Annotated in this window: 11 protein-coding genes; 4 read left to right on the forward strand and 7 right to left on the reverse strand. The window is 68.6% G+C overall.

The window, feature by feature from the left end:
- Positions 1–627: 627 nt before the first annotated feature.
- The 3 genes from J5Y09_RS09720 (at position 628) to J5Y09_RS09730 (ending at position 2,036) form a co-directional block, all read left to right on the forward strand.
- On the forward strand, positions 628–1,197 hold the full coding sequence (locus J5Y09_RS09720) for a lipid-binding SYLF domain-containing protein (RefSeq protein ID WP_209351568.1): 570 nt from the start codon (positions 628–630) through the stop codon (positions 1,195–1,197).
- Between the two features lie 68 nt (positions 1,198–1,265).
- Entirely contained in the window at positions 1,266–1,580 is a 315-nt protein-coding gene (locus J5Y09_RS09725; protein ID WP_209351569.1) for a DUF883 family protein, read from the forward strand.
- 6 nt (positions 1,581–1,586) lie between these two features.
- A complete protein-coding gene (locus J5Y09_RS09730; protein ID WP_209351570.1) occupies positions 1,587–2,036 on the forward strand; it encodes a hypothetical protein in 450 nt (149 codons plus the stop codon).
- A 36-nt stretch (positions 2,037–2,072) separates the two neighbouring features.
- Here J5Y09_RS09730 and J5Y09_RS09735 read toward each other — a convergent pair whose 3' ends face one another.
- The 5 genes from J5Y09_RS09735 to J5Y09_RS09755 form a co-directional block, all read right to left on the reverse strand.
- The gene (locus J5Y09_RS09735; RefSeq protein WP_209351571.1) at positions 2,073–3,125 is read right to left on the reverse strand and encodes an AI-2E family transporter; all 1,053 of its coding nucleotides are present in this window, start codon (positions 3,123–3,125) and stop codon (positions 2,073–2,075) included.
- A 69-nt stretch (positions 3,126–3,194) separates the two neighbouring features.
- Complete coding sequence (locus J5Y09_RS09740; protein WP_209351572.1) at positions 3,195–3,776, reverse strand: peptidoglycan-binding domain-containing protein; 582 nt, start codon at positions 3,774–3,776, stop codon at positions 3,195–3,197.
- 798 nt (positions 3,777–4,574) lie between these two features.
- A complete protein-coding gene (locus J5Y09_RS09745) occupies positions 4,575–5,363 on the reverse strand; it encodes a sulfite exporter TauE/SafE family protein (protein WP_209351573.1) in 789 nt (262 codons plus the stop codon).
- Positions 5,364–5,381: 18 nt separating this feature from the next.
- Positions 5,382–5,930: a rhodanese family protein gene (locus J5Y09_RS09750; protein ID WP_209351574.1), complete on the reverse strand. Its 549-nt coding sequence runs from the start codon at positions 5,928–5,930 to the stop codon at positions 5,382–5,384.
- 24 nt (positions 5,931–5,954) lie between these two features.
- On the reverse strand, positions 5,955–6,287 hold the full coding sequence (locus J5Y09_RS09755) for an ArsR/SmtB family transcription factor (RefSeq protein WP_245216998.1): 333 nt from the start codon (positions 6,285–6,287) through the stop codon (positions 5,955–5,957).
- A 65-nt stretch (positions 6,288–6,352) separates the two neighbouring features.
- Between J5Y09_RS09755 and J5Y09_RS09760 the strand changes: the two genes are divergently transcribed.
- Positions 6,353–7,279 (forward strand): MBL fold metallo-hydrolase, encoded by a 927-nt coding sequence (locus J5Y09_RS09760; protein WP_245216999.1) that lies wholly within the window; start codon positions 6,353–6,355, stop codon positions 7,277–7,279.
- A 703-nt stretch (positions 7,280–7,982) separates the two neighbouring features.
- Here J5Y09_RS09760 and J5Y09_RS09765 read toward each other — a convergent pair.
- Together J5Y09_RS09765 and J5Y09_RS09770 are read right to left on the reverse strand one after the other, a co-directional pair.
- On the reverse strand, positions 7,983–8,831 hold the full coding sequence (locus J5Y09_RS09765) for a bile acid:sodium symporter family protein (protein WP_209351575.1): 849 nt from the start codon (positions 8,829–8,831) through the stop codon (positions 7,983–7,985).
- An 18-nt stretch (positions 8,832–8,849) separates the two neighbouring features.
- A complete protein-coding gene (locus tag J5Y09_RS09770; RefSeq protein WP_209351576.1) occupies positions 8,850–11,810 on the reverse strand; it encodes an FAD-dependent oxidoreductase in 2,961 nt (986 codons plus the stop codon).
- Between the last annotated feature and the right edge of the window lie 6 nt (positions 11,811–11,816).

An 11,816-nucleotide genomic window follows, 5' to 3' on the forward strand; every position in this document is an offset into this window, starting at 1 on the left:
CGCCCCGATGTCGCGAAGACTGTCCGCAACGGAGATGGCTCGTCCGCTGCCGTCTACGAACTGCCGGCAAGCATGGCCCCATTCCGCCCGGCTGGCGGAACGCTGCCGCGCGGGCGAGCCGTACCGGCTTGGCCGCGGACCATTCCGTCGGATGGCGTTGAATCAACATCGCAACCGAGGTGCCGATCGGGCGTCACCGCGGACGGCGTGACACCGTCGATGGATGGCCGTGCGCATTTCGCGACGCTGGACGAGATCCCTTGCCGCGGAACCTTCCGGGCGACGGATGCCGTACGCCCGCAAGGAAGGACCGGTCATGAACAACATCGTCTACATCGTCGGCGCCGTCGTCATCGTGTTGTTCATCCTGGGCTTTCTCGGCTTCCGCTGACCTCAATACCATCCGTCTTGCCGCGGCGAAGGCTTGGCGCCGCCAGGCACAATGCTGTGACGGGCACGATGCGGAATGCGCGGCATCGCGGCGGAAGACGCTCCGGTCCCGCGCACGGGACGTGACGGCTCGCACGCACGCGAAACTCATTCGACCGTCGCGCGTTATCGGTCGGAGTGGCAGGGCTCCGCCTTGCCCATTGCGTGGTTCGGCGCGCCACAGGCAAGGAGGCCATCATGACCGAGACTACCCGGCGCCAGATGCTTCCCTTGGGCGCGGTGATCGCCAGCGCGCCCACCATGCTTGCTTTTGCGTCACGCGCGGCCCTGGCCGTAACGCGGGCGGAGATCGACGGCGAGGTGGCGAACGCGCTCAGCGCGCTGCGGACGCTGGACATCACGCGGCCGCTGTTTGCTGGGGCGAAATCCATCCTCATCTTTCCGCGCATCCTCAGCGGCGGCTTCATCGTGGGTGGCCAGTACGGCCAGGGTGCGCTCATCGCCGGTGACCGGGCGGTCGGCTACTACAACATCGCCGGCGCATCCTTCGGCTTCACGATGGGCGCGCAGGTTGCCGGCCTCGCCATGTTCTTCATGACGGATGCGGCCTGTGCGGCGCTCGACGCCGAGAGCGGCTGGGAGATCGGCACCGGTCCGGCGGTCGTGGCACTCGACCAGGGCATGCAGGCCGACATCACCTCGACGACGCTGGCAGCGCCGGTCTACGCGATCAGCTTCAGCCAGCAGGGGTTGATGGCGTCGCTCTCGATCAATGAGTCGAAGATCACGCGCATCCAGCCGGAGTGACCGCGCACGCCATGCCGGCACCGGCATGGCGTATTCCCCGTTAGGCGCCTTTATGACTGGAGATGTCCATGACCAAGCTTCCCGAAGCCCCCAGCGCAGACGTGGCGGCGGACCTGGCCGCCCTCCGGCAGGATGTGGCCCGCCTGGCGGACTCCATGACCGCGCTGATGCAGGGCCAGGCACAGGGCGCAGCACAGCGCGTCTCGGATATCGTCGATGATGCAAAGGCCAAGGTCACGAGCACCGCGGCCGACGTCAAGTCGCGCGTCAATGCGGCCGGGGGCGAGATCGAGGCCAGCATCGAACGCAACCCGCTCACCGCCATGCTGATCTCCTTCGGTGTCGGGATGGCGCTCGGCATGATGAGCCGCTCGCGGCACTGACAGCCCATGTTCCGCGGGCTGCATCGCCTCCTGGTCGCCGCGGCGGATTGGCAGCCGCGCGACTTCCTGATGAGCATGATCGGCGCCGAGGCGGTGACGCTGCTCGCCGCCGTCAGCCTGGGCTTCGGAACCTTTGCCGCCTATGCGCATCTCAGCGCGGTCGAGGGGCCGGTCTTCGCGGCGGTCGTTATCTCTACGGCCTATGGCGTCGTTGCCGTCGTTGCGGGCGTCGCGCTCGCTCGTTGGTATGCGGGTTCGTCCAAAGCGCGCCCTGCCGAGGCGCCATCGGCCGAGAACCTTGAGGCCCTGCTGCGATCCCTGGCCGCGGCCGGCACCCCACAGGATCAGATGGCGCTGATCGCGGCACTCAAGGTGGGGCGAGACCTGTCACCAATGGAGCTGCTCGCGATCTCGCTGATCAGCGGTTTCTTCGCAGGCAGAACTGCGGGAAAGTAGGCTCCGCCGCGTACAAGCCCCGGGGCGATGGGCGCGCTACACCTGATCTCCATCACCCACCGACCAGCGCATGATCGCAACGCGGAGAACCGCCTGAAGCGGAGCCGCAAGCGCGATGCCGACGGCACCGAACAGCGTTCCCATCAGCATTTGCATGCCGAGGGCGTGCGCGGGTTGGATATGGACCGTGCGTCGCTGGACGAGAGGCGTAAGCACATACCCTTCGACGATCTGGATCACGAGATAGATCGCGATCACCCAGACGACCATGGTGCTGCCTTGGGAGGAGGCGGCGATCGCGATCGGAACGGCGCCGACGAAGGCCCCGAGGTAAGGAATGAAGTTGAGAAGACCCGCCAGGAGGCCAAGAACTAGGGCTCCCGGCGTACCCAGGGCCATCAGCGCGAACGCGATCGAAAGTGCTACGACAACGATGGTGACGACCTGGCCGACAAGCCACCACCGCAATGTCTCGGCCATGTCGTCGAAGACATCGAGCACGAGGTCGCGGCGCTCGCGCGGCAGGATGCTCCCGAGCCCGCGGCGATAGGCGGCTGGATTGAGACCGACGAAGAAACCGATGAAGAGCATGAGCAGGACGTCGCCCGCGGTGCCGAGCGCCGAGCGCGCCTGACCGAAGAGACCGGCGGGATCCGGCAGGAGGATGCGAGCGATCTGTTCGTCGGTGATGCGCCCTCCGCGCGGACCGGGCGTCTGCACGCCCATCTCGGCAAGCCGGTTCCCGATGTTCTCCAGCTGGCTGCGAAGGACGTGATGCAACTCATCCCATTCGTGGACGATCGTGTACCCGCCCCAGGCGACTCCCATCAGGATCAAGCCCGCCGACAGCGTACAGACGATGGCGAAGCAGACCCCGCGGCCAAGGGGAAGCAGGTGCTGCAGCCCACGCGTCGCGGCGTCGAGAAGTGCGGCCAGAAGTAGACCGCCGAAGATCATCAGCAGCGTGCCGGCCGTCTGCCACGCCATGAATGCGCCCGCGGCCAGGGCGAGCGCGACGAGCAGGAGGCCATACTTCGAGCGCGCGCCGCGCTCCGCTGATCCACCGCCCGGCTGATCGACTACGGCCATGATGCTTCGAGAGCGCGGCGCCTGCCGGACTGCCGCTGGCCGGCCGGCAGGCGGCACTCCCGAGGACCTCTACTGCGCCCGGTGCGGCGCGGCAGGATTGTTCGGATCGAGCCCGAGCGCCTGCAGGGTCGCCGGGTTGACCTGGCCAGTCGTCTGGAGGCCTCTGCCTTGCTGGAAGCGCTCGATGGCGTTCTGCGTCCCGGGTCCCCAGAGGCCATCGACCGCACCGCGATAGAATCCGAGCGATCGCAGGTGCTGCTGGACGTTCCGCACCGCGCCGGCGCTCAGTGGATCCGGCACGGCCGCGCCGGTCGACGCTGCCGCGGGCGGCGGCATGGTCCGCGCCGCGAGCAATTCACCGGGCGCCACGCCGAGCGTCGCGACCGTCGCCTCGTTCAATTGGCCAGTGACCTGGAGATTGCGCGTCTGCTGGAAGCGTTCCAGCGCCGCCTGGCTGTCAGGGCCCCAGATGCCGTCGGCCTGGCCAGCGTAGACGCCCGCCTGCTGCAGCCTGCCCTGGATCAGGACCGTCGCCGCGGGCGACAGGGCCTGGGTGTAGAGCAGGATGGTTGGGGCTTGTGCGTGAAGCGGCGGCGTCCCCAACGGCATGGCGAGGATCGATCCGACGAGAAATGCGTGTGACCGCTTCATCCTTCGCGCTCCCTGACGGCATGCTGCATGCGAAGAACGTCGAAGCCGCCGCGTGGTTGCATGGCGTTTCTCGTCACGCGCCACTCAGGCGGACTGCCCTGCGACCTGCTTCAGCGCGATCCCCAACCTCTACTCGCTGCCGCCGACTTACCTCATGGGCGGAGCGGTTCTGCGGGGTCATGGCTAAATCGGCCGACACATCCGGAATCGTCGACAGACGCAGAAGGATCCCTTGAGTGGCCGGGTACACCGTCGGCCGAACGACGAAGGTGCCGTCATTGTCCAAGATGTTCCGGACCTGCGCATCGTCGAGCAGGCGACCCGGGACGCGGTCCAGGCACGCCTTGTCCGGGATGCCACCCCAAGGATGGACCCGGCGCGGCCGCACTTCTGGGACTGCCGTCGTCCCCAGCATCTTCTCACCGGCAAGGTCGTCTGCGCTCGCTGCGGCGCGCTCTTTGCGCCGACCGGCCCGGATTACCTCGCCTGCTGAGGTTGTAAGGTCGGCGGCTGCTGGAACGGGGCTTCGGTTCGAAGGGACCCTCTTGAGGGAGAGGTCCTGGAAGCGTTCAGCAATCGGCTCGTGGGCCCGGAACTAGTCGCGAGATTCGCGGACGAATTCGTGGCGACATGGAAGCGTCCATCGAAGGAGCAGTCGGGGGCGTCTGAGGCACATCGGACGGAACTGGCCGCGGTGGAACGCAAGATCGCGAACCTCGTCGAGGCGCTTGCGGAGGGCGTGGCTCGGGGAAGCCAACCTTGTCTGGGCGGCTTCGCAGGTCGCCCATCAGCGCCGTCTCAATGCAAAACGCCAAGGCTGCGGGCAAGCATGTATCCCGCAACCGCGAAAATGAGCCCGGCAAACACACGGGTCAGCGCCCCACGACGCCGCGACAGCGCCCGACCGGCGCGCGCACCGACCAGCCCGCCCAGCACTCCGCCCGCGACGAACACCGTCGCCAACGGCCAATTCACCAAGCCGGCGGCGGCATAGGTTCCGGCTGTTGTCACACCGAATGCGGTGACGGCGACGAGTGAGGTGCCGATCGCCTGCAGCATCGGCATGCCCGTCGCGAAGATCAGACCTGGCACGATCAGAAACCCGCCGCCGATCCCGAAGAACCCGGACAGCGCACCGACGCCGATCCCGGTGCCGACCAGCGCCGGCGCATTGCCGCGGTTCAGGCGGACCCTTCGATCCACGCCGTCATCGCGCCGCCGCAGCATCAGCACGGCCACAACCACCATCAGCATCGCGAAGGCGGCCAGCAGCGCCTCGCCATCCACCCGTCGACCCAGCGCCGACCCCGCAAAGGCTCCCCCAACTCCAGCGGAGGCGAAGACCGAAGCACAGGGCCAGCGGACATTCCCTGCGCGGGCGTGGCCCACGACGCTCGCCGCGGCGTTAACCGCGACCGCGACCGCGCTGGTGCCGATCGCAACATGGGCATTTGGCACACCCACCAGATAGACCAGCAGCGGCACCGCCAGGATCGACCCTCCACCGCCCACCAGGCCCAGCGTGAAGCCGACCAGCGATCCGGAAGCACCACCGAGCAGCGCCTGCAACATTGAGAGATCGAACATGACGTGGCGCCCGGTGAGCTATTCTGCGCCTACGACGTGAGATGCGGCCGGCACACGGTTCCAGGGCATCATCCGGAGCAGTCGCGCCATGCCGCAAGTGCCAGTCGCGCCGGCGAAGACAAGCCCGGCGCCGACGAACCCGGACAGCGCGTAGAGCCACGGTGAGACCAGCGCACCGAGCACGACGCCAAGAACCACCAGGCTGCCTGCGGCGATCTGCACCTGGCGCATCAACTCAAGCGGCTGGCGGCGATCGGCTGCGACCGGAAGGCCAGCCTGCTTCCAGGCATCCAGCCCGCCCTCGACGATATAGGCCTCGCACACACCAACCTTTGCGCTCAGCCGATCTGAATGTCCGGCGGTGCGGGCACCGCTGCGGCAGTGGAACAGCACCGGCTTGCCGTCGTGCACGGCCAGTTCCGCCTCCTCCAATCGCGACAGCGGCAGGCTCCGCGCGCCGGGGATCCGCTCGCGCGCATGCTCGTCCGGCTCGCGCACATCCACCAACGTTGCCCCGCCTTCGCGTAGCAGGGCGGCTGCGGCTGCGGGAGAAATCGTCTTCAGCATGGTCGTCGTCCTTTCGCGATCAGGTCAGTGGCCGGGTGGGCAGTAGAGGTCGCGCAGCAGCGCCAGGACGCTGACAGCCTTGGGATCGGCCAGGCGGTAGAACACCGCCTGCGCCTCCTTCCGGGTCGCCACCAGGCCATCCTCGCGGAGCATGGCGAGATGCTGGGAGAGGGCCGGCTGGGAGAGGCCGACAGCTTCCGCCAACGCGCTCACCGTCATCTCGCCCTCCCCGACCAGGTGACAGAGCAGGAGAAGGCGATTCGCATTGGCAAGCATGCGCAACAGCCGCGCCGCTTCCGTCGCCTTCTCCTGCAGGGCCCCGAGATCGCCGGGCGCTTCCATGGTTGCTGCACTCATCTCCGTGACCACTTTCAATAAGCTTGTGCTAATTAAGGGATACGTTATATGAAGTTCAAGCCCCGATGTTCGAGATCACGGAGGACACCATGCAGACCCCTGAGATCCGCGCTTTTTTCGACGAGCCGACCAACACCGTCAGCTATCTCGCCTGGGACCCTGCGACGAAGATCGCTGCCGTCATCGACCCTGTGCTCGACTGGGATCACAAGTCCGGTACCGCCGACACGGCCTTCGCAGACCGCATTCTGAAGGCTGCCCAGCAGGAAGGCCTCGCCATCCGCTGGGTGCTGGAGACGCACGCGCATGCCGATCACCTGACGGCGGCGCCCTACATCAAGGCGAAGACCGGCGCGCCGATCGGCATCGGCGAGCACATCAAGGACGTGCAGCGCATCTTCCGCCCGGTCTTCGACGCCCGCGACGTCAAGCCCGAGGGCGGCGATTTCGACCGCCTGTTCAAGGACAACGAGCGGTTCATGCTCGGCTCGCTGGAAATCGAGGTACTGCACGTGCCCGGGCACACCCCGGCAGACGTCGCGTACCGCATTGGTCAGGACGTCCTCGTCGGCGACACCATCTTCATGCACGACTACGGCACGGCACGCGCCGACTTTCCGGGTGGCGATGCGCACCAGCTCTGGCGCTCCATCCAGCGCCTGCTTGCGCTGCCGCCGGAAACCAGGCTCTGGATCTGCCATGACTACAAGGCGCCGGGCCGCGACCAGTTTGCGTGGCAGAGCACCGTAGCCGAGCAGCGGGCTCACAACCCGCACGTAAAGGACGGCACGACGGAGGCCGCATTCGTCGCCTTCCGCCAGCGGCGAGACAGCACGCTGGCCGCGCCGACGCTGCTGCTGCCGTCAATCCAGGTGAATATCCGTGCCGGCCGCTTCCCGGAAGCGGAGGCGAATGGCGTTCGCTACCTGAAGATCCCTGTGAAGACGAAGGCGGGACACCCGGCAGTCTTCGGCGAGGAGCCGGCACGATGAACGGCAGATTCCAAGTGCTTTGCCCGGGGTGCGATGCCAGGAACCTGGCATCCGGCCCAGCACGGGATCGGTCGGCGACGCCTACCCTTCGGCATCCACCCCGACATGCGCCTTGAAGCCATGCACCGAGGGGCGATTGGGATGCTTCACCCAGCGCGGGGTGAGCAGCCCGGAGACCGGGTGTCAGTCGATCAGAAACGATAGGCGCTCCAGGGCCGCGCCGCTTCGCGAGGTACCGTCCGGCGCCAGGGCCTCCTGGCCGATGGTTCGATGTGCCATGCCCCCCGCTTCCTGCCTTGTGAAGCACAGAGAATCGCCCAGTACGCCACGCGACAAGGCTTCCGCATACAGGTCTCATCATTGGTCCGCGCCGGCCAGCGGGCTTCCGGCGCCTTGATCAAGCGGGGCACGGCCATGCCGTACACCCGGCTGCGCCCGCGCCGGCAAGTCGGCCCACTTACCTAGCGCAGGCTGCGTCTGCCCGACCTACGGGTTCATGGCTACTTCGGGCCATGCCCCAATGAGACGACGCGTGCCGACCGCCACGGACACAGCTAAACGCCAGCGCGCCACCGGCGGGGGCAGGTTGCCGAGGGAAGAACGACGCGCGGTCCGATCATGAGGCCGCCCAGAGGCGAACTTGCCATGGGCCCGACGAAGAAGAGGCCGGTCTCGGGATCGGCACGCAGGAAGTCGAGAAGCATCAGGCCGCCGGCCCCCGCCCGGTCATCCACACAACGAGCATGGCGAAGCCCACCATCAGCGGCAGCCCGAGCACCACCATGATCGCCGCCTGCTGGTCAGGCTCCGGCACGGCCAGCAACGGCGCGATGGCAGCCCCGATGTTGCGCGTGGTCAGGCCGATGCTGAGCACGATCCTCTCCTCGTGCGGCAGGCCGAAGGCCAGCAGGTAGGTCACCGTGGCGACGGTCGCGAAGAACAGGCACTGCGCGGCAACGGCGAATGTGCCACCCAGCCCGAGCAGGCCATTGCCATAGATGACGACGCACAGCACCACCACGACCAGCGTCGCGACGCCGGTCACCTTCTTGACCACCGGCTGCAGCGTGCCGGCGCGCGCGACCGATGCACGACGGATCGCCATGCCGATCATCATCGGTATCAGCACCATGACCAGCAGCGGCCTGGCGACCGACCAGGCGCTCACGGTCAGGCCGGAGGTCAGCAACGGCACCGCCACGGGCATCACGATGACGGTGCCGACCGCCGTCAACAGCATGAAGGCCGCGGTGGAACCAAGGTCGCCATGGCCCTTGGCGACCAGCATCGGCACGAAGGGCGCGCACGGCGCCAGCCCCATCAGGATCAGGCCGAGCGCATAGGGCGCGTCGAGCGGCATGGCATGGGCGATGCCATAGGCCAGCCCGGGAATGAGCAGGAAGGCCCAGAGCAGCGTCAACACGACGAAGCGCAGGTTGCGCAAACCCCGCAGGGCGTCCGCGATCTCGAGCCGCAGCCCCATGTCCATCAGGTTGCCGGCCATGAAGATCACCAGCGAGATCTTCAGGGCGGGCATCAGCAGGTCTGCCATCGCATGTCCTCGCCGCGGTCAGGATGTCGCGGGGTGTCGCCCCCATCGCGGACGGTCGGCCCGGTCACGCGCGCAGGCCTGGCAGAGCTCGCGATCGAGCAGCGCCGCCATATGCTCGGGCAGGCGCGCGCGGATGAAGTCGCGATGCGCTGGCGTGCGCGTCGGCGCGCCGCACTCCACGCAGGTCAGCAGCGGCTGCGCCTTCACCACCGTGCCTGTGATGATAGTACGGCGGATGCCGTCGCGATCTTCGATCCGGATCGCCCCGGTCGGGCAGACCTGGGTGCAGGCGCCGCAGCCGATGCAACGATCCTCGGGCCGCTGGAAGTCGAAATAGGCGAGCCGCCCGGCGCCGGTGTCGCCAAGGCGCAGCGCCTCGATGCCCATCTCGCTGCACGCCGCCATGCACAGGCCGCAGCCGATGCACATGTCGCAGCGCAGGCAGCGGCGCACCTCGTCCTGTGCCTGGGCGACGGTCAGGCCCTCCTCGATCCGGATGTAGTTGCCTTCGCCGAGCACCTCCTCGACGCTCTTCGAGGCCATCACGGCGCGGGGGCCATGGCTGCGATCGGCGGCGGCGACCGGAAGCGGCGCCACCTCGCCGCGGCGGACGGGCCGGGCGACCGAGCCATCGGCGCTGCCGCCGCGCAGCCAGGCATCGATCCCTGCCGCGGCGATCTTGCCGGCGCGGATCGCCTCGACGACGGTGCGCGGCCCCTGCTGCGCATCGCCGCCGGCGAAGACGCCCGGGACCTTGGTCATCAGCGTCTTCGGATCGGCGACGATGTAGCCGCGGGTATTCTCGACCGCGCTGCCTTCGAGAAGGCCGAGATCGGTGCCCTGGCCGGCAGCGAGGAGCACGTCGTCCGCCGCGAGCGTCATCGGCCGCGCCGTGTCGAAGACCGGGGCGAAGCGGCCCGCCTCGTCCTTCACGCGCTCGCAGTAGTGGAAGACGACCTCGCCCTCCGCCTCGATACGGACCGGTCCCCAGCCGGCGCGCAGATGCACGCCTTCGGCGACGGCCTCCTCGATCTCGTGCGGGCTCGCCGGCATCTCGCGCCGCTTTTCGAGGCAGACGAGGTCGACATGCGTGGCGCCCTGGCGCAGCGCGGTCAGCGCGACGTCGATCGCGACGTTGCCGCCGCCGATCACCACCACGCGCGGCCCGACCCGAACCTTTTCCCCGCTGCGCACCGCCCGCAGGAAGTCGATGCCGCCGCGCACGAGGTCATGGTGCACGCCCTCGATCGGAAGCAGCCGCGCCATCTGCGTGCCGAGGCCGAGATAGACGGCGTCGAATCCGCCTCGGAAATCCTCGAGGCTGCCGATCTTCGCCCCGGTGCGGATCGGGATGCCAAGCCGCTCGATCTCCCCGAGCTCCTGGTCCAGCAGTTCGGGCGGCAGCCGGTAGGCCGGGATGCCGTAGCGCAGCATTCCGCCGGCCTTCTCCTGCGCCTCGAAGACCTCGACCTGGTGGCCGTGGGTGCGCAGGTAGTAGGCGGCCGTCAGCCCGGACGGGCCCGAGCCGATGACGCCGATGCGCTTGCCCGTGTCGGGCGCGATCTCCGGCAGCGGATATCCGCCGTTCGCAAGGCAGTGTTCCGCCGCCGTCGCCTTGAGCGGCCGGATGAAGACGGACCCGTCATGGCTGCCGCGGACGCAGGCGGATTCGCAGGGCGCCGGGCAAACCAGCCCGCAGGTCAGCGGCAGCGGATTGTCGCGCCGGATGACCTCGATCGTCGCGCGATAATCGCCATGGCCGAGATGCGCCATGAAGCTCGGGATGTCGATATTGGCCGGGCAGGTGCCGTGGCAGGGCGCGGCGGGCAGCGACAGGCACGCGCCCTCGGGGCAGGATTCCCGCCGCGCGTGGCTTTCCCACTGCGCCCGGAAATGCCGCAGCGAGGAGGCGAGCGGCCAGGCCGCGGCGAGCCCCTGCGTGGCTAGCTTCAGCGCGAGTTCGTCGAGCGCCTTCAGATGCCCGGCATCGCCGCGGCCGAGCGTGACCTCGGTGGCGAGGCGTGCCGCGCGCGCGAGCATCCCCCGTACCGGCGCAGCCTCGTCCTCCGCCAGCTGCCAGTGGCGATAGAGCGCGCGCCGCGTCTGCTTCACCATGCAGGTTCCTGGCGGCAGCACCATCGCGGTAGAGGGCACCGGCACGATGCCGGCCGCCGCCAGGGACAGCGGATCGGCGGCGATATCGGTGGCCGAGAGCGGCAGCGTGCCGCCGAGGCCGTCGTCGAAGACCAGGATAGGATCCTCGCCCTGGCCCTTGATGCCGCCGGTCCAGGACTCGATCTGCCGGCGCAGATTACTCGTGCGATCGAGTTCGACCAGGCCGCGCTGCTTCACGCCGCGCCGCAGCGTCAGCAACGATCCGTCGCGATCGCCGGCGCCGGCGAAGAGCCGGGCGATGCGGCACCATGTCTCGGGCGTGTGCACCAGGCGCGATGCATCGCCGTCTGGGCCTTCCGCCCAGCAGCCCGGCTTGCGGTCCCGAAGCACCTCGATGCGCTTGCGGGGGCCGGAGACCTGCGCCAGCGCGCGGATCGCATCGACGGCGTTGAGGAAGGGCGCTTCCCTGCCGGTGAGCTCGGGCGGCACGCGCAGTTCGATCGTGCCGCTGTCGCGCAGGCCTGCGGCGATCAGCAGCCCCTCGGCCAGCAGCCAGGGCGCGCGGGCGAGGACGGTCGCGGCGGCTTCGGCGCGTTCGTCGAAGGCGGTGGCGTCCACCACCAGGGTCGAGGGGCCATGGCCGCGCAGGAAGCGACGCCATTCCAGATGCACCGGTTCCCCGCCGCCGCCACATTCGGCCAGGGACGCCCCCTGCAGCACCTGCAGCCGCTGCAGCGGTGACAGCGCGCGCGCATGCGCATAGCCCGGCAGCGCCGCATCGAGCGTGGGTGCCGGCGGCGCGGCGCCGGACAGGCCGGCATCGCCGGCGGCGAGCCAGGCCGGCAGGGACGGCAGGTCGCTCATCGGGTC

This window comes from Roseomonas nitratireducens (assembly GCF_017813355.1).
Classification (GTDB): Bacteria; Pseudomonadota; Alphaproteobacteria; order Acetobacterales; family Acetobacteraceae; genus Neoroseomonas; species Neoroseomonas nitratireducens.